The organism is Nostoc sp. (assembly GCF_036919895.1).
Taxonomy (GTDB): Bacteria; Cyanobacteriota; Cyanobacteriia; order Cyanobacteriales; family Nostocaceae; genus Nostoc.
The window spans coordinates 1-18,378 of the sequence record NZ_JBALBW010000004.1; the positions used below are offsets into that span (position 1 = coordinate 1).

At 42.6% G+C, this 18,378-nt stretch carries 19 protein-coding genes; 4 read left to right on the forward strand and 15 right to left on the reverse strand.

Going from position 1 to position 18,378, the window contains the following annotated elements; genetic code table 11:
* Positions 1 to 63: 63 nt before the first annotated feature.
* From rpsC to rplC, 7 genes are all read right to left on the reverse strand, one after another.
* Positions 64 to 846: a 30S ribosomal protein S3 gene (rpsC, locus tag V7K55_RS00145; protein ID WP_094342453.1), complete on the reverse strand. Its 783-nt coding sequence runs from the start codon at positions 844 to 846 to the stop codon at positions 64 to 66.
* Between the two features lie 53 nt (positions 847 to 899).
* Positions 900 to 1,256 carry a 50S ribosomal protein L22 gene (rplV, locus tag V7K55_RS00150; RefSeq protein WP_334826955.1) on the reverse strand — a complete coding sequence of 119 codons (357 nt, stop codon included), beginning with the start codon at positions 1,254 to 1,256 and terminating at the stop codon, positions 900 to 902.
* Between the two features lie 80 nt (positions 1,257 to 1,336).
* Positions 1,337 to 1,615, reverse strand: a complete 279-nt coding sequence (rpsS, locus tag V7K55_RS00155) for a 30S ribosomal protein S19 (RefSeq protein ID WP_012410721.1) — start codon at positions 1,613 to 1,615, stop codon at positions 1,337 to 1,339.
* Positions 1,616 to 1,714: 99 nt separating this feature from the next.
* Positions 1,715 to 2,578 carry a 50S ribosomal protein L2 gene (rplB, locus tag V7K55_RS00160; RefSeq protein ID WP_334826957.1) on the reverse strand — a complete coding sequence of 288 codons (864 nt, stop codon included), beginning with the start codon at positions 2,576 to 2,578 and terminating at the stop codon, positions 1,715 to 1,717.
* 141 nt (positions 2,579 to 2,719) lie between these two features.
* Positions 2,720 to 3,034 (reverse strand): 50S ribosomal protein L23, encoded by a 315-nt coding sequence (locus tag V7K55_RS00165; protein ID WP_069070779.1) that lies wholly within the window; start codon positions 3,032 to 3,034, stop codon positions 2,720 to 2,722.
* Complete coding sequence (gene rplD, locus V7K55_RS00170; RefSeq protein WP_334827150.1) at positions 3,027 to 3,665, reverse strand: 50S ribosomal protein L4; 639 nt, start codon at positions 3,663 to 3,665, stop codon at positions 3,027 to 3,029. Before rplD ends, V7K55_RS00165 begins: the two co-directional genes overlap by 8 nt.
* A 103-nt stretch (positions 3,666 to 3,768) precedes the next feature.
* Positions 3,769 to 4,401 (reverse strand): 50S ribosomal protein L3, encoded by a 633-nt coding sequence (gene rplC / locus V7K55_RS00175; protein WP_334826959.1) that lies wholly within the window; start codon positions 4,399 to 4,401, stop codon positions 3,769 to 3,771.
* Positions 4,402 to 4,671: 270 nt separating this feature from the next.
* Between rplC and V7K55_RS00180 the strand changes: the two genes are divergently transcribed.
* Positions 4,672 to 4,836 carry a hypothetical protein gene (locus tag V7K55_RS00180; protein ID WP_334826961.1) on the forward strand — a complete coding sequence of 55 codons (165 nt, stop codon included), beginning with the start codon at positions 4,672 to 4,674 and terminating at the stop codon, positions 4,834 to 4,836.
* 531 nt (positions 4,837 to 5,367) lie between these two features.
* Positions 5,368 to 5,844: an NAD(P)H-quinone oxidoreductase subunit N gene (locus V7K55_RS00185; RefSeq protein WP_334826963.1), complete on the forward strand. Its 477-nt coding sequence runs from the start codon at positions 5,368 to 5,370 to the stop codon at positions 5,842 to 5,844.
* A 148-nt stretch (positions 5,845 to 5,992) separates the two neighbouring features.
* Here the strand turns inward: V7K55_RS00185 and V7K55_RS00190 are convergent, their stop codons facing one another.
* A complete protein-coding gene (locus tag V7K55_RS00190) occupies positions 5,993 to 6,820 on the reverse strand; it encodes an ABC transporter permease (RefSeq protein ID WP_334826965.1) in 828 nt (275 codons plus the stop codon).
* Positions 6,821 to 7,411: 591 nt separating this feature from the next.
* Between V7K55_RS00190 and V7K55_RS00195 the strand changes: the two genes are divergently transcribed.
* Entirely contained in the window at positions 7,412 to 7,951 is a 540-nt protein-coding gene (locus V7K55_RS00195; protein ID WP_334826967.1) for a DUF3172 domain-containing protein, read from the forward strand.
* Positions 7,952 to 8,049: 98 nt separating this feature from the next.
* On the opposite strand, the gene V7K55_RS00200 is transcribed toward V7K55_RS00195, so the two are convergent.
* On the reverse strand, positions 8,050 to 8,808 hold the full coding sequence (locus tag V7K55_RS00200; protein ID WP_334826970.1) for a DeoR/GlpR family DNA-binding transcription regulator: 759 nt from the start codon (positions 8,806 to 8,808) through the stop codon (positions 8,050 to 8,052).
* A gap of 282 nt (positions 8,809 to 9,090) precedes the next feature.
* Here V7K55_RS00200 and V7K55_RS00205 point away from each other — a divergent pair, with 282 nt between their 5' ends.
* Positions 9,091 to 11,010 carry a transketolase C-terminal domain-containing protein gene (locus tag V7K55_RS00205; protein ID WP_334826973.1) on the forward strand — a complete coding sequence of 640 codons (1,920 nt, stop codon included), beginning with the start codon at positions 9,091 to 9,093 and terminating at the stop codon, positions 11,008 to 11,010.
* Positions 11,011 to 11,072: 62 nt separating this feature from the next.
* On the opposite strand, the gene V7K55_RS00210 is transcribed toward V7K55_RS00205, so the two are convergent.
* From V7K55_RS00210 to V7K55_RS00235, 6 genes are all read right to left on the reverse strand, one after another.
* Entirely contained in the window at positions 11,073 to 11,912 is an 840-nt protein-coding gene (locus V7K55_RS00210; RefSeq protein ID WP_334826975.1) for an AMIN domain-containing protein, read from the reverse strand.
* Positions 11,913 to 11,992: 80 nt separating this feature from the next.
* The gene (locus tag V7K55_RS00215; protein ID WP_334826977.1) at positions 11,993 to 12,475 is read right to left on the reverse strand and encodes a hypothetical protein; all 483 of its coding nucleotides are present in this window, start codon (positions 12,473 to 12,475) and stop codon (positions 11,993 to 11,995) included.
* A complete protein-coding gene (locus V7K55_RS00220) occupies positions 12,472 to 14,691 on the reverse strand; it encodes a cation:proton antiporter (RefSeq protein WP_334826979.1) in 2,220 nt (739 codons plus the stop codon). The genes V7K55_RS00215 and V7K55_RS00220 overlap by 4 nt, the downstream gene beginning before the upstream one ends.
* Positions 14,692 to 14,930: 239 nt before the next feature.
* Positions 14,931 to 16,220 (reverse strand): cation:proton antiporter, encoded by a 1,290-nt coding sequence (locus V7K55_RS00225; protein ID WP_334826981.1) that lies wholly within the window; start codon positions 16,218 to 16,220, stop codon positions 14,931 to 14,933.
* A 403-nt stretch (positions 16,221 to 16,623) separates the two neighbouring features.
* On the reverse strand, positions 16,624 to 17,058 hold the full coding sequence (locus tag V7K55_RS00230) for a hypothetical protein (protein ID WP_334826983.1): 435 nt from the start codon (positions 17,056 to 17,058) through the stop codon (positions 16,624 to 16,626).
* Positions 17,059 to 17,257: 199 nt separating this feature from the next.
* On the reverse strand, positions 17,258 to 18,004 hold the full coding sequence (locus V7K55_RS00235) for a GDSL-type esterase/lipase family protein (RefSeq protein ID WP_442949054.1): 747 nt from the start codon (positions 18,002 to 18,004) through the stop codon (positions 17,258 to 17,260).
* Positions 18,005 to 18,378: the final 374 nt, after the last annotated feature.

Below are 18,378 nucleotides of genomic sequence, written 5' to 3' on the forward strand. Positions count from 1 at the left end.
CTATTAGGGATTGGGGATTGAGAATTCTTACCCAGTCCCCAGTCCCCAGTCCCCAGTCCCCGTTTACCCTTCATTTGAGCGGTCTTCAAATTGCTGGCGACGACGTTGTTGTTGACGGCGACGGGGTTCACGATCGCGATCGCGGGGATCTCGTTCGCGGTCGCGGCTTGCTGGTGGTAGGGGATCTGGTTCCTGTCCAGGAATAATTTCTCCTTTAAATACCCAAACCTTGATGCCCAAAATGCCGTAAACAGTTTTTGCTGTGCAATAAGAGTAGTCAATGTCAGCCCGCAAGGTATGTAAAGGTACTCTACCTTCACGAGTCCACTCTGTCCGGGCAATTTCTGCACCGTTGAGGCGGCCGCTGACTTGGATTTTAATCCCTTGAACACCAGCGCGTTGGGCCCGTTGAATTGATTGCCGCACTACCCGGCGAAAGGAAACCCGACGTTCCAATTGTTGAGCAATGTATTCAGCAATTAGGTAGGCATCAGCATCAACTCGTTGAACTTCAACTACGTTAATGCGAATTTGACGATTACTACCCAAGAGTCCTTGGAGTCCGGTACGCAAGGATTCGATACCTTGTCCGCCACGTCCTACTACTACACCGGGTCTAGCTGTGCGTACTTCTAAGTCGATTTGGTCGGCTTTGCGCTCAATCCGCACTTCGGAAATACCGGCGTTGTTTTGAGCCTGTCTACCCAGCTTTTGTTCTATATACTGACGGAGTTTGTAGTCTTCTTGTAAAAGTTCTGGATAACGGTCAGGAACAGCAAACCAACGGGATTGATGTTCATGTGTAATACCCAGGCGAAAACCAACTGGATGAATCTTCTGTCCCACGAATGCTTCCTCTAAAATTTCTTACTTTACGCAATTTATTCGTGTAAACGTGCTTATTTTTCTGGGGCGGCTCCAACAGCCACAGTAATATGACACGTCGGTTTGCGAATTTGGTAAGCTCGACCTTGCGCTCTTGGTTGGAACCGCTTCAACGGTGGACCTTGATCGGCGTAAGCTTGAGTAATCACTAGTTGAGTCCGATCTAACCCAGCGTTGTGTTCAGCATTGGCAGCGGCGCTTCTGAGAACCTTCAATATGGGATCAGTGGCGCGATAGGGCATGAATTCTAAGATGATTAACGCTTCTCGGTACGATCGCCCCCGGATTTGATCGAGTACCCGACGCACTTTGTAGGCCGAGATGCGGATAAAACGAGCGATCGCTTTTACTTCAGTAGTATTAGTAGCCATAATTTTCTCCAATTTTGTCATTTGTCATTTATCATTTGTCACTTGTCTTTAGCTAATGACTAATGACTAATAACTAATGACTACCTACCCGCTTTTTTGTCGCTTTTTCCATGACCCCTGTAGGTGCGTGTCGGGGCAAATTCACCCAACTTGTGTCCTACCATCTGTTCATTTACAAAAACTGGAACGTGTTGTCGTCCGTTGTGAACAGCTATGGTATGACCTACCATTAGGGGCAAAATTGTCGAAGCTCTTGACCAAGTTTTAATAACTTCTTTTCTGTTATTGTCGTTGAGCTTTTCAATTTTTTTTAAGAGATGATCCGCAACGAAAGGACCTTTTTTTAGAGAACGACCCATAGTTCAATTTTGGATTTAGGATTTAGAAATTAGTAGTGAGGAGTGAGGAATTAGAAGTTAGATTTTACTCTCAACTCATAACTCTTAACTCCTAACTCTTTAAGACTCACGACCACCGCGACCGCGTTTAGAGGACTTACGGCGACGACGCACAATGAATTTACTGCTAAGTTTCTTGCGATTGCGTGTCTTCGCGCCCAATGTGGGTTTACCCCAAGGTGTAACAGGCCCCGATCTACCGATAGGCGCTCTACCTTCACCACCACCATGTGGGTGATCCACTGGGTTCATGACGCTACCCCTAACCTTCGGACGGCGACCTTTCCAGCGATTTCGTCCGGCTTTACCTGCACTCAGGTTTCTCGCATCGGTGTTGCCTACTTGTCCAATGGTGGCGTAGCAATCACGCCGAATTAAGCGGACTTCTCCTGAAGGCAATTTGAGAGTTACATAATCACCTTCTTTTGCCACAACTTGAGCGCTAGCACCAGCAGCACGAACGATTTGACCACCTTTGCCAGGAGTCATTTCTACGTTGTGAACACTAGTACCCAAGGGAATCCTTGAGAGAGGTAAAGCATTACCATCTTCAAAGGGGGATTCAGGGCCAGAAATAATTATTGTTCCAACTTTCAACCCGTTGGGATGAAGGATATACCGTTTTTCGCCATCTTGGTAATACAAAAGGGCAATTCGGGCATTGCGGTTTGGATCGTATTCAATTGCTGCGACTTTGGCAGGAATATTATGTTTATCCCTTTTAAAATCGATGATCCGATAAAGTTGTTTGTGTCCGCCACCCCGGCGACGACTGGTAATCCGCCCGGTATTATTCCGACCTTTAGCGCGATGCTTCGAGGTAGTTAGGGATTTTTCTGGCTTGGTTTTTGTGATTTCCGCAAAGTCAGAAACTGTAACTTGGCGAGTGCTGGGGGTATAAGGGCGGTAAGAACGAGTACCCATAATCTATTTTGGATTTTGGATTTTGGATTTACTTAAATTTCGGATTTTGAATTTTGGATTTAATGAGTGTTTAACCAATTGCGACCATCTTTGGTGTTTATTCAGTCAACTCCTCAATCTAAAATCTAAAATCTAAAATTCCTAGACTTCTGGGAATAGAACTTGTCTAATCTTGTCTTCATCCCCAGGTGCGACTGTAACAATAGCTCGCTTGTATTGGGGCTTATAACCGATAAATTTACCAACGCGCCGCTTTTTACGTGGTGGTAAGGTGGTGTTGACTTTTACAACCTTGACCTGAAATAAGTCTTCGATCGCAGCCTTGATTTCTGGCTTAGATGCCTTTGGAATTACTTCAAAGGTGTACTTATTTTGCTCCATCAAGATAGTCGCCTTTTCAGTGACTATTGGGCGACGCACTAAGTCGGCAAGATCGCGGGGGTCAAAGCTAGGCACTGTAGACCTCCTGAATTTTTTCTAGGGCTGATGCCGTAACTACAATTTTGTCAGCGTGCAGTAAATCAAAAACATTTAACTGGTCGGCTGCAATTAGTTTTAAATTTTCAATGTTGCGGGCTGACAAATAAACGTTATCTGTATCCGCAATTTCAGACAAAATTAAGAGTGCCTTGCTTTCTGGCACTACTCCCCAACGGGCAAGTGCTGCTACTAAGTCTTTAGTCTTCGGGCGAGATAGCTCGGTGCTAAATTCTTCTACTACGATCAAGTCATCAATGCGACCGACAAATGCTGTCCGCAGTGCTAAACGTCGCTCTTTGCGGTTCAACTTCAGGTCGAAGTCTCTAGGTTTTGGCCCAAAGATCACACCACCACCACGCCACAATGGTGAACGAATAGACCCTGCACGAGCGCGACCAGTACCTTTTTGCCGCCAAGGTTTACGACCGCCACCTCTAACTTCAGCCCGAGTTTTTGTGCTGGCATTTCCTTGACGAGCATTAGTCAATTGCCGTACCAAGGCGCGATGCACAATATGAGACGCTGTTTCTTGCTTGGCAACGCGCAACTCGAAGGTCGTCTCGCCGACCTGTTCTCCTTGCCAATTTTTAACTACGCTTTCAACCATCTTTCTTATTTGTCCTTTGTCATCTGTCATCTGTCATTTGTCTTTTGCCATTTGTCCTTAGCCAATGACTTTTGACTAATGACTTTTGACTAATGACTTTTGACTATCCCACTACTTTTGCAGGTACAACACTTACTAGAGCGCCTGGTTTACCAGGAATGGCTCCCTTAATTAGTAATAAATTGCGTTCTGCATCAACTCGCACTATGGTCAGTTTACGGATTGTGATGCGTTTCCCACCTAAACGCCCTGCCATCCGCTTACCTGGATAGACACGGCCTGGTGTTGTACCAGCACCAATAGAACCTGGCGCTCTATGGTTTTTGGAACCATGTGACATAGGCCCACGGGCAAAGTTGTTGCGCTTCTGGTTTCCTGCAAAACCGCGACCGATGCTTGTGCCGACTACATCGACAATTTGACCTGCACTAAAAATATCTGCTTTAATCTGTTGACCTAAAGCATAATCACTAGAATTATCAGTGTGATATTCATTTAGGTGACGCAATGCTGGGGCAGATGATTTAGCCAAATGACCCAGTAGTGGTCTGTTGAGTGCCTTTGGTTTAACTTCGCGAAAACCAACTTGAATGGCAAAATAACCGTCGGTTTGTTTCGTTTTAACTTGTGTTACGGTGCATGGCCCTGCTTGAATGACAGTCACAGGAATGGCTACTCCTGCTTCGTCAAATATTTGGGTCATGCCCAGCTTGGTGCCGAGAATACCTACAGACACAGTAACTGGTTCTCCTTTCTACTTGCTGACCTTGGAATTGGACTCTAGAGGACACGCTTTGTACGCATCTGTTTAGGCTGGGTTAGCCTGCGAAATTTGGATTGGTTTACTAAAACCATTCCAAATACTTTTGGGACACAACAAACCGTGTCCGTACTGCTTGGTGAATCTGTTTAGCTTCACTCAATAGATCACCAGAACAGCTACAATTCTCTTCCTTTGGGAAGGAGTAACTTCTGGAATCAATGCAAGGCGCTACAGTTTAAAACTGTGTGCAGCAATGCTTTCGTCCAAGCAATTGCTCTGGCACTTCTGGAGGCAGCGCTGTCGGCGGGTTTTCCGATTTGTGTACGCCCGAAGGACGGTTTCCCGGAGGTTGGCTACTGCCGTGTTGCAGTTGGACTTAAGCGGTCTTTACCGCCCAGTATCCGTTAACTGAGACTGACGTAATGCCATGAAACCAACATTGCTGCTCAGTTTTACTTCCTTAAATACCTTAAACTATTGTTTAAGATTTCGCCGCTTTTTCAGAGGCACAGGATTAAATTGACTCTGGAGCTTAGGATTGGCTTTGATTGTTCATCCATAAGTTCCAATGTTGACCTGAAAGCTTTCTTAGTTTACCAGTCTACGAGCAATCTGAGTTAGATTATCCAATTTGGATTAAATCATCAGCTTTTAATGCTAACACTACCTCAGAATGACAGTAAAAAGTCTACCTAATTTGCGTGTTTGGTCACAATCTAATAGTATAAATGATTTATTTATGTTTGTCTAGTAATTTATAGATTTATTTTTGGGGAGACGCGATGAATCGCGTCTGTACAAGAGTGGGGGAGATGAAGGGGACAGGGGAGAATTATTAAATAAGTCTTTTCTCTATGCCCTATGCCGAAAAAAATGCTTTGAATCTATCGGTTCAAGGTAAATAATAGAGATATCTAAGTGGGATAACGACGAAAATCTATGGCACTAATTACCACTGGCAACGGTTTGATCCGCGATCTGGAAAAATTTGGCGCTCTTGGAGTGTATGTACCTCTGGAAGGGGGTTATGAAGGTCGATATCAGCGCCGACTACGTGCTGCTGGCTATACTACGCTCCACATTACTGCTAAGGGACTAGGTGATGTAGCTACGTATCTCACAAGAATTCATGGGGTCAGACCTCCTCATCTTGGTAAGAAAAGTACTGGTAGTGGTGCGGCTGTAGGTCATGTGTACTATCTGCCGCCAATTCTCAATTCTCATCTAGAACAGCTACCACCAAAATCAAAGGGGCTGGTCTTGTGGATTATTGAAGGGCATATTCTTTCTAATGAGGAACTTGAGTATTTAACGAATTTGCCTCAGTTAGAACCACGAGTAAGAGTAGTAATTGAGAGAGGTGGCGATCGCTCCTTCCGTTGGACTTCTCTAGAAAAAACTCTGTTAGCTAGTTAGTCCTTGGTCATTGGTCATTAGTCATTTGGTTAAAACTAATGACTAATGACTCAATTCAATTAGCATTTCAATCATGCTGAGTCGAAAACCACAAGATAAAAATAGCCGCAGTGAAGGTTCAGTTAAAGCACAGTTTGTAATGAAAGTTTTAATCTTGTTGATGAGCGAATTTATAACCACCCCACAGAGAAAGAGCGATCGCAATCACTAGCAAAATCGGTATGCTATACCAAGGAAATTGGGATAAGGGTAAATGGGCTGCTGCACGCAGTCCGATGCTGGCGTAGGTTAACGGTAACAGGTAAACTACGACTTTCAGGGCAGTCGGTAATGTACCAGGATCAAAGAAGGTTGCCCCCAAGAATGACATGGGGATAATTATAAAATTGTTGTAGAGTCCGACTGATTCGAGCGATCGCACACTCAACCCCACAATCACCCCTAATCCAGCAAATACCGAACAATTTAGCACTACCAACAGTAAAAATAGTGGGTTGAGAAAATTCCAGTTTCCAGTCAACAGCAGCGCTACCAAAATCACAGAACCGGATGTCATCAACCCCCGTACTACTCCCGCTAGCATTTTTCCGATATGCAACGCCAAGGGATGTATGGGAGTTAACAACAATTCCTCGAAGGTTTTGCTAAATAGCCTGTCTCCACAAATCGAAAATGTCGTTCCACCAAAGCTAATTGTCATTGACGATAGCGCTACCATCCCCGGTAATATAAATTCCAAATAGTTATTATAGTTACCACTAATCTCTGAGCCTGGTTTAATGGAACTACCCAAACCTAAACCAAAAGCTAAAATATATATCAGTGGGGATATTAAGCCTGATGCAGCAACTTGTACGATTCTTACACGTAAATCTAACCAATCTCCCCAAAAAATAGTCAGACTATCAGCTAGGAAAATTTGGAGTTGCGAAGTTTTGAACCTCTTGACCGAAAGTAGCGCTCTTTGAGATGTCACGTGCTTTCTATTACTTATCAAAATTTCATTAAGTATTAATTTACATTGTTTGACATATCAATTACTAGGGGGAACAAAAATATCCGATCCTAAAAATTTAAAATTAACAACAAAAGCCTGGTAATCAAAGCATTCTGACTGCATTAATTTTTAAAATTAAGACTGCCTGACAAAAATCAAAAATATGGTATAATTTATTCGCAAAATATAAAACCAATTAAGCAAGTCAAACAGCATCAAGAGTCATAACTAATAACAATTCGTTAACGATCTAATAAAGAAAACACTCACCAATTATTCAAGATGTAAACAATAGACGATAAGGTTTAAATTTTGGCAAAACAAGAATAAAATCAAGTATTTTCAGTAATGTAAAACTAAGTATTGGTTCTGACTAAGGGCTAGAACCGCTTATTAACAACCTTTCTTTACGGATACTAAGTTATCTAGACAATTTACTATTTTTCTCATTTAACAAGAATATCGCCCAGAAAATTGCAGGCAATTACAGTCAAGACTAGGCATACTGAAAATAGAGAGAAAACTTTAGACCACTCCCTCCAAAATCGACGTGAAGGTGATTAAGCAACAATGAGACGTAAACCCCCTGGTAGATCGGCTACTACTTCTAAACCCTCTATTTTCCAATCCCCTATGTTTAACCTCTTCACCATCGCAATTATGGGAGGGGTGTTGATTTTGGGAATTGGGATTGGCATTGCTTTTAGTTCTACAACCACCTTAGCCCCATCAAATGTAGCTTCTCGTGAATTCATTGATTTGAAAGCACCTAACCCTGAGATTTGCGTGCAGAACGGAGCCAGCGCTATGGTGATGGATGCTAGACTGTTCGTCACTCTCAATCCATTCAATGTTTATGTTTCGCAGCCGAGTATGCGTCCTGGATGTGTGATCCGACAAAATAATTGGGCAATTTTAGAGCAACGCAAGTTGGTGACATCGGATCAGGTAAATGAGTGCAAAAATCGCCTGAATACCTTTGGATTCACAGGTAGCTTGGACAGTGACAAACCTGATATTAGATGCATATATCAGAACGAAGCTGCTCAAAACTTCTTCACCGCTCAACCTGGAGCAGTTGGAACACCTCAAGAAACTGATAGATTTTAGATTTGGGCATGAGGCATGGGGCATTGAAGGAATTCTATGCTTATCCTGCCTTCTCTCCCCAGTCCGCAGCGATCGCATCTGCTCGCATTAGATCGTGGTTACTCATCGCGGATAATGGTTAAACCTAAAGCTTTGTAGGCACTCAGCATACTATTAGATACTGTAGGTGCTGTTACAAGGTAAGTCAGGGCATGAATGGACTCCACTAGATAAGGAGCAGCCGTGTCCAGTTTTTCTGCTGTTACTAATCCTACTACCTCAGCCGATCCAGCAATCATGGCTCGTTTAACGTGGGCTTCGTCTAGGTTAGGTACACTAATCCCAATCTCTGGATGTAAACTGCAAACGCCCAACATACACAAATCTGCACGAATCATCCGTAATGTCTCAATCGTGACAGTACCCACATTCACCAAGGCTTTTTTGTAAAGTTGTCCACCTAACATTACAACCTCTATATGAGGATGTTCTGCTAAAGCAACGGCAATTGGCGGACTATTTGTGATCACTGTCGCTTGCAAATCTAAGGGCAAATGTCGTGTCACTTGGAGAGTTGTCGTACCTCCATCTAAAATCACCACCTGTCCTTTACAAACTAATTTTGCTGCTGTCCGAGCGATCGCTTCCTTTTCTTTTGGCGCTTGCTTTTGGCGATCGGCATAACTAGCGGTGGCTGGGGATTTGAGGAGCGCTCCCCCATGAACGCGTTGCAATAGTCCAGTTTCTGCTAGTTCTCGCAAGTCCCGCCGAATCGTATCCTCAGAAACCTTCAGAACAGCACTAAGTTCTGTCGAAAGTACCTTTTTATCACGACGCAGAATTTCTAAGATGAATTGTCGTCGTTCAGCAGTTAGCATAATTAATTTTCCTGAAATTGCGTTTTTGAACTTGAAATTGCACGTTTGTGAGTTTATACTTATTGAGAAGCAGCAACTTCAATTGAATTCAATCACGTTCATGCATGGTTAAATGTATTGATTGTGGCATTTAATGAAACCAGATACTTCCAAGTACTTGGTTGACTTTAGTTTGAAAAATTCTTGGCTAATTGTTGCCCAATCTCGGTTTTAACAATTTTGTTGGGTAGTGCGCTCATCCGTGCTGTGTGTTCAAATAGCTTTTTATTCAGTAAATAAACCATGACTATTATTGATACCAAATTTCCAATCGATCTCGGTGCTTACCAATTTTTAGCGCTCAATCCAGCCAATTCAAGCCTCACCGATGAACAGCGAAAGACTTTAAAAGCAAATATTCAACTCTGCCGGGATGCGATCGTCTTTTTTACAGCAACTGGCGCTGCTAGCGGAGTGGGTGGTCATACTGGTGGGCCTTATGATACAGTGCCAGAGGTAACTATCCTCGATGCTTTCTTTCGGGGGGCATCGGAGCAATTTGTGCCGATTTTCTTTGATGAGGCAGGACATCGAGTTGCTACTCAATATTTGATGGCAACCTTGCATGGTGATTTACCTGCCGAGCAACTTTTACGTTATCGCCAAGCAAATTCCCATTTGCCAGGACACCCAGAACTAGGATTAACCCCTGGTGTGAAATTTAGTTCTGGCCGCCTGGGACATCTTTGGCCTTACATCAATGGTGTGGCGATCGCAAATCCAGGCAAAGCAGTTTTTTGTCTCGGTTCCGATGGCTCACAGCAAGAAGGCAACGATGCCGAAGCTGCTCGCTTGGCTGTTGCTCAACATCTCAACGTCAAGCTGATAATTGATGACAACGATGTAACGATCGCTGGACATCCTTCTAAATATTTACCTGGTTTCAGTGTCGCCAAAACCTTAGAAGGTCACGGTTTGAAAGTACTTCAGGGAGACGGAGAAGACTTAGACGATTTATACCGTCGCCTGTGTGAAGCTGTAAATACTCCCGGAGCGATCGCTATTATCAATAAACGCCCGATGTGTCCTGGTATTGAAGGTTTAGAAGGCTCTACTCATGGTCATGATGTAATTTCTGTAGATTTAGCAATTAAATATCTAGAATCTCGTGGACAAACTGCGGCGATCGAATACTTGAAGAGTATTGAAAAACCCAAGCAAACATACACATTTATCGGTTCCAGTGACAAATGGGGCGCTAACCGCAATGTGTTTGGTGAAGCAGTGGTATCTGTCCTCAGTCGCATGAGTGAGGGGGAGCGGAAAGAAAAAGTCAAGGTCATCGATAGCGATCTAGAAGGCTCCTGCGGGTTGAAGAAAATTCACGATACATACCCTGAAATATTTATTTCTTCAGGCATCATGGAACGGGGCAATTTCTCTGCTGCTGCTGGATTCGGGATGGAAAAGGGCAAGCAAGGTATTTTTGCGACTTTCAGCGCCTTCTTAGAAATGTGTATTTCAGAAATCACGATGGCACGGCTGAACTATTCCAATGTCCTGTGTCACTTTTCCCATGCGGGTATAGATGACATGGCAGATAACACCTGCCATTTTGGTTTGAACAATATGTTTGCCGACAATGGCTTGGATGATGGCTACGCAACACAGTTATATTTTCCAGCAGATATTAATCAAATGACAGCTTGTGTAGAAGCTGTGTTTCATGAGCCTGGATTGCGGTTTATTTTCTCCACCCGTTCCAAAGTGCCCAATATTCAAGACAGCAACGGCAATGATTTATTTGGAAGCGGCTACAAATTTGTTCCCGGTAAAGATGAGGTTGTCCGAGAGGGAACGCAAGGCTATATCATCAGCTTTGGTGATGCTCTCTACCGTGCCGTTGATGCTGTAGAGCGTCTTAAGCAAGAAGGGTTAGACGTTGGTTTAATTAACAAACCAACTTTAAACATCATTGATGAAGAAATGATTACCAAAATTGGTAATGCTCCTTTTGTCCTTGTAGTAGAAGCCTTCAATCGGCGGACAGGTTTAGGCAGCCGTTTCGGTTCTTGGCTGCTAGAACGCGGGTTGACTCCCAAATATGCCCATCTAGGAACTCATAAAGAAGGTTGCGGTGGTTTGTGGGAACAGTACCCATATCAAGGTATCGATCCAGTGAGCATCATCAACAAGGTGAAGGAATTAGTTGGAAAAAGGTAATAGTTGCTAACTGGACAAATATCTAAATTAGGGCATGGGGCATTGGTTTGATTTTCCATGCCCTATTTAGTTTTGGGTAAAGGTTGACCAAACTCAATAATCTGGGGATTGGAAACATTGGGGGTTGTTGGAACTGGAAATTCCGACACACCAGAAGGAGGAATGTTATTCAAGTTACCGAGTTGATTTGGGAAAGAAGGAGGGGGAAGAACCAAAGCAGGTTGTTGAGAGGATGTATTCGGAGTTAGGGCAGGTACAGTGACAAAAGGCTGTCCTGAGTTATTAGTAATTGTTGAGGGCAGATCGTTTGATATCGGCGGAATTGTGAGTAAGGGCGCTTGTAAATTAGTAGTAGTTACAGGTAAGTTACTAGGCGGCTGTGGTTTATACAGTGTTTGAGACTGTTTTTTAGATGAAGATGGGGAATTTCCTAGTTTCACGGCAGTAGTTTTACCAGAAAAAACCGGACGTAATACCCAGCGAGTGGAGTTTTTTCGGGAAACTGGTTGTAGTTGTACCTGTTTAGGATTAAAAGCAGTCCCTGGTGCTAAATCTAAGACAATGCGTGTGTCATTTGCATTCAATTGAGAAACGCGAATACTTTTGATTGCTCCAGAATAATTTTGTTGTGTGGAAACTTTGCCCAACTTAGTATTCGGTAGATCTACAACAAGCCGAGAGGGTTGGGCTAAGTAGAAATAATGAGGTGTTGTACCTGCCGAGAGAGTGATTTCGAGTTGCTGTGTTTTGGGTGAAAACCGCCAATTATCTAGCTTTGCTCCTGGTGTAGCAGCAGTAGTGCAAGTTTCGAGGGCGATCGCTACCCAAAAGCCTAATAGACTGATGTTAAATAGCTGCTTGCGCCATTGGCAAAATTGCCTAGTCTTTAGTCCCTGATTCATTCTTTTTATCTGCTCCATAAAACCCATACAATGCGCTCACATTGCTGTTTACTTCGCGCTTCCAATCCCGTAGACGCGATTCAATTAGCTTTTTCAGACACAGCAGTAAATTTTAGGGTTTGTGGAATGCCATTGACATTTAATTGACCTGTCAGATTACCTTTATCCACAAGTTGCATTTGAATTGTGACTGAGTTCAGAGGATCGTTTTGGGGGCGAGGAATATTACAAAGGATTGATTTGCCAACTTTCCCAGATAAATTTAATTGTTGATTTCTAAAGGTGCCTGCCAGAGAGTGCTTTTCGTCAGTATCTGCCTTAGCGTTTGCCGGTAATACAGAGGCATTTAAGTAAATACCCGACTGCTCAATGTTTAACGTCAGGGTATCCGATTTTTCACAGTTAGGCAAATTCTCTGACAAATTTAGACGATAGCGCCCGTTAACGTTCGGAGGAGCCTTAAGCTTGTTTTCCCCATAAACGCTGACAGTTTTAAACAACAGTAGTACTGAAATTATTGTTACTCCGTAAAAAGCCAAGGATTTGAACTTGAAATGATTCATAATTTCAATTCCTTAATGGTTGGCTCTTGACTACTAACTTCAGGAAGCATAGAGGCAAGGTGAGCGGTAACTTGACTGTAGCGGCGGGTAATCAGCAGCGAAGAACGACATTGGATAGCTAGTTGATCTGTATATCTTCCCAAAGTTTGGCGCTCAATACCCCAAGCGCGGCTGGTGCCAGCAATAGTTAAGTCAACACCTTCTGAAGCTTGAATTACGGCTTGGATTGGTTCTGGGGCTTCGATAATTTTGATTTCAATGCGATCGCGTACACTGGTGGGCAATTGCTCCATCATCGTGTGCAGTTCGTAACTCAATTCTTCCTTAGTATGATTTGCTGCTATCTGTAATATCTGCAACATACAAGTCTCACGATTAATTAGCAGCCTCAGAGCTAGTATTAGTGCTAAATCATCATGGATATTTGCAGAATAAGGTACGAGTAAACTTTCTAATTGCTCTTTGCCTTTATCTACAAATACTGCTACATCTACTGGTGCGGTGGTAAGTATTTGTCCGACTCGTCCACCTAAACGATTACTACTAAAAGCTGGTCGATGCCAGCCTACGAGAATTAAATCAACTTGTTCTAATGTGGCAATTTGTGATGTTTCGCGGGCAACATTGCTGGATATACGAACGATAGGATGCACACAAGAACGAGTTTCTGGCGGTTCGAGAGTATTAATCAATTCTTCTAGTTGGTGACGACGCTGGGCGATTAATCGGTCTGCTTCAACTGGGGTACTTCCAAAGGCATAGTCTTCTTGAAATTCAATCAGGCTGAGGGGGTTAACAATGGCAGGATATCGATAATTGAGAGCAATACCGACGGCGGGCTGCGCCAAGGCGACTGCTAACTGTACTAAACCTTTTTGCGTAGTGGGATTAGCCACTGGCACCAAAATTCGGAAAGGATGACGGGAAGTTTCACTTCCAGTAGAGGTGTCTATACCTGTTTCTGCTTCCAATTCCGGTTGCACCATATCTAACCTGATCAGCTTTTTCGGATATGTCCATTCCAGTAGTGGCGAGGTCATGAATGTAGTTACCAATGCCATAATTACCAGCATGGTAAATATTAAGGGCGAAATTACCCCTAACTCTAGACCAATATTTAGCACTATTAGTTCGGTTAAGCCGCGAGTATTCATTAACCAGCCGAGTGCCGAGGCTTCCCGTTTACTAATGCCACTGACACGGGCTGCGACATAAGTACCAACATATTTACCTGCGATCGCAACTCCTAAAACCAAGGCACACAAAAGCCACAATTCTGGACGGTTGAGCAAGCCAATCTGTGTTTTTAAGCCACTGTAGGCAAAAAATATTGGCAGCAAGAAAATTAGGACAAAATCTTCGGTTTTTACTGCTAATTCCCGCACTAAATCTTCATTTTTGGGCATGGCTGCTCCCAGTAAAAATGCCCCAAAAATTAAGTGAATACCAATTAGTTCGGTAATTAATGCCGACGCAACCACACCCATATAAATCCCAGCTAGCAGCAATTGGCTGAGTCGTCCCGCCCGCAGGTAGTGTTTGGCAAGGCGTTGCAGGAACCAACGTCCCGCCGTCAACATCAAGCCGATGTAGATGATGCTGGCGAGAATTGTGGGTATAGCACCAGCAAAGTCACCAGTTCTAGCCACTGCGATCGCTACTGCTAACAAACACCAAGCTGTCACATCATCCACGGCTGCACAAGTTAATGCCAAGGTTCCTAAACGTGTTCCTTGTAAATTGTTTTCAGTAATGATTCGCGCCAATACTGGAAAGGCAGTAATCGACATCGCGGCCCCTAAAAATAAAGCAAAAGCTGTGAAGGATACACTAGCATTGGAAACTAGAGGATAAAGGATTACCGCTAGCAATGTTCCTAAAGAAAACGGCACCAAAATGCTGACATGAGAAGTTAAAATAGCTACTTCCAATTGTCCGCCGAGGTATTTGGGATTTAGTTCTAGCCCAATCAGAAACATGAAAAATATTAGTCCCACCTGAGACAAAACATTTAGAAAAGGAATAGTTTCTGGTGGAAACAAGGTAACTGCGATGTGGGGAGCAACTAAACCAAATAAAGAAGGGCCGAGCATAATGCCGGCGACAATCTCACCAATTACCAAAGGCTGCTTAATGGAACGAAATGCTAGCCCTACTAGCCTTGAAAGTCCAATAACAATCAGCACCTCAACCAGAACAAGAATAACTATGTGCATGATTTTCTCACAATTAACTATCTGGTTTCTCTAAGATCAATCTTTAAAAGATCGAGAATTTTCAAGTTCGTTAGATACAACCAAGATTAATTTGCACTTAGTTGTAATGTCAATTACTGAGAGGAAGCATTTGCAGAGATGAAAAAGTAATTATAATGATTTTAATAGCTAAATGTAGAATAACTGCAAGTATGTAATTAATATTAGTAAATTTGGAATTATTTTCTATTTATATTTGCTTAAGCAGAAGATTTATCATAGCTTGTACCGTGCAATAAAAAGGCAATCAGTGGTGATGCCATCAGTGTAGTAATGACTGCCATGATAACCATTATAGTGAATAAAGTCGGGGTAATTATACCTTGCTCAAGACCGATATTGAGGATGATTAATTCCATCAAACCACGAGCATTCATTAGAGCGCCGATAGTTGCAGATTCACGCCAATTTTCTCCGGCTAATTTTGCAGCCAACATACAAGCAACACCTTTGCCAAGAATTGCGATCGCAATAATTAAGAGCGTAATTCCCCACAACGTAGGCGTGTTTACCAATCCAATTTGAGTGTTTAGTCCAGAGAAGACAAAAAATATCGGTAGTAAAAAAGAAGTAGTTAAAAACTCAGTATATTGGCGAATTTGTTGGGCGAATTCTCCGCGTGGTGTCACTGCTCCTAACACAAAAGCACCGAATATTGCATAGATACCTGTAACATCGGTAAACCATGCACAAAACATCAAAATTATCAACATCAAAGTTAGAATTTGTCTATTCACACCCGCATCGCGTTTTGTCATGCGTGTGAACACTCTCAATAGAGGTTGACCGAGAAAAATTGCAAATAACACGTAGCAAATGCCACCACCAATTGCTAATATGGCAATGCTCAGAGAATTTTTCACACTAGCAAGGACGATCGCTAGCAAACACCAAGCAACTGCATCATCTACCGATGCAGCACCTAAAGCCAATGTACCAAAGCGGGTTTGTGCAAGACCGCGTTCGTAAAGAATACGAGCTAACATCGGAAAAGCTGTAATTGTCATCGATGCACCTAGATACAAAGCGGCTGACCAAGATGTTACCTTTGGTTGAAAGAAATCGCCATTGTGATAAAACCAAAAAGATGCGATCGCTCCTAAAATAAAAGGAGTGATAATCCCAGCAGCAGACAGCAAACTTGCACTTTTGATATGATGTTTTAAGAGTTTGGTGTTAAACTCTAAACCAATTAAAAACATATAGATTACTAACCCAATCTGGCTAATAGCATATAAAATCGACATCGATGGATTGGGTATCTTAAGTCCTACAGCAGTGATGATTGGAAGCTTAGGAAAAAGCCATTGCTGAAAATCTGGTGCAATTAATCCCAAGAGTGATGGCCCTAGCATTACGCCTGCAATCATTTCGCAAACAACATCGGTTTGACCAAGATAACGCCGTCCTAAAATCGTCACGATGCGACAAGTAACTAAGATAACTGTGAGTTGCAAAAATAGCTGAATAACCAGATCAAAACTTGACATTGCACTTCCTTAATTTGCGTCTCTGCATTGAAAAATATCCTCAGCTTGTCCTGTTTTTCTCATAGATAACTACATCGGCACAAGTGCTAATTTAGAAATATTAAGATAGCTGCTTTTAATTTGATAGCAACTACCTTATTGTTCGTAAAAACAGATACAACTAACTGTACGTTAATACAACATATTGCATCTAAACTGAAACCGCCATATACAGCAGATTGCAACTTGGTAAGCTACAGATGATTTTCAGGTTACAGCAGTGCTGTACCCCTACCTATGTAGTTCATTTACTTGGAAAAGGCTGTATGAATTAATTTTTACAAACCGATTTATTTCATAACAATAACATTTACGCAATAAATCTCTAAAGCTCTTATTCCTTCTCTAAAAGACACTATGCAACTTACAACCACTCTCCACCCCGGAAACGCCAACGGAGGAAAATAATTCGCATCAGGCTTTGTGAACTAATAAAAACTGCTAGCCACACGACGCTATAGTGCAATAAAAAAACTGCTAAAGGTAATTCTTCTTTAGGTAAAGGTATTGGTAAAAAGCCAAACAGTTTTACTCCACAGAACACAAATGCTAATTCCCATATACCAGCTAAAAGTTGATAAGCTGCGGGCCAATCCCTATCCCATCGGGATTTCTGAAGATGGTTATAAACCACATCCCAACCTAAGCCAAAGACGGCGACATAGCCAAGTACCCAAAAATAAACCGAGTTAGCGACAGGGCCAATCAAACCTATTGCAAAAGGCAAAGATACAAGCACGCCTACTGTTGCGAGTAATAATAATCGAGTTTGCCAACGACCAAATAAAGTTGGTGTCATAAAAATGATGAGTTAGGAGTTAAGAGACACGATTAATTACTTCTGTAATGAAAAGAGAGAAATTGGAGTTTTATAGATTAATTATGAAAGGATGCTACATCTACTCTCATTCAAAAATTAGTTAAGATTGTGGTACTTTTTGCGAAGATAGCAAATATGAGAATATAGGCTAACTCAAAGCACCAACATATCTATATTATTAGGATGGTTTAAGATGATAATTAAATTCAGAATGGTAAGCTGCATTGGCAAAGTTTACTGAATGTATTGCATCCCAGTCGATCGCATCTTCTAACAAAGCTTGATAACCAAGTGTATTGGGATGAAGACCATCTTCACTCAGACGTTTAAGCCGCCAGTTTTCACCGCGTTTCATCCACTGCTCAAAAATATCCAAATAGGGAATCTGCCGTTTGCTGCAAGCAATTCGAGTTGCTTCTTTGTAGCGGTACTGATCGGCATGATTATAGTAAAAACAATCTAAAAATGGCATCTTGGCTTCATCTACTGGCACCATGCCCACAAATAACACAGGACAGAGTTGCTGTGCTAAATCTAAAAGAGTTGCAATTTCTTTTTCAAATAGGGTAAAATCTGTGTAACTTCGACCATCGGGACGCGCCAACCGCGCTGAGTCGTTCACGCCTACGGATAAAATAATCAAGTCGGGGACGCGATTTCGCAGTTCGCCCCGGTGGCGAAATTCAACTTCTAGCCTTTGGGCTACTTGTTGCGTGCGATCGCCTCTTACCCCTAAATTATAAAGAACATGACCGGCACTATCCGGCAACATCCACCATCGCCGTAGTTGCTCAATCCAGCCTCCTTTTTCTGGATCGCCGAATCCATAAATTAAGCTGTCTCCCAGTGCGACAATCTTCATTGGCTGAAAGTGATTTGGTGGTACAGACAGCTGCATTGAGGAAGAAGCTATAAATGTGTGCATTTAACAACTATATTTTATATTTTTACAAGATTCTATACATTTCTATACCATAGATGTCTATTTTTAGTGTCTAAGCTCTACTTTATCCATTTTTTGGCAAATTATTAGTCCTGAAGGTGGTCGACAACCATCGGGAGCGATCGCTCAAGAGATTAACCAAACTTTTAACTTTTGGCAGTTTTGATGCCTTTAAAAAGTAGTTTAACGCAGCAGGTGCGGCTCGCTTTGGTTTGGCTGGTACGCAATCCTCAAGTCTGCGTTAGCAACAATCCTAATAGTCTCCCATTGCATCTGTAGCTATGAACCCACGGCGCACCTTTATCAGTAGGGATGGGGTGCAAATATTACTTTAATTAAGAATGCGATCGCATTCT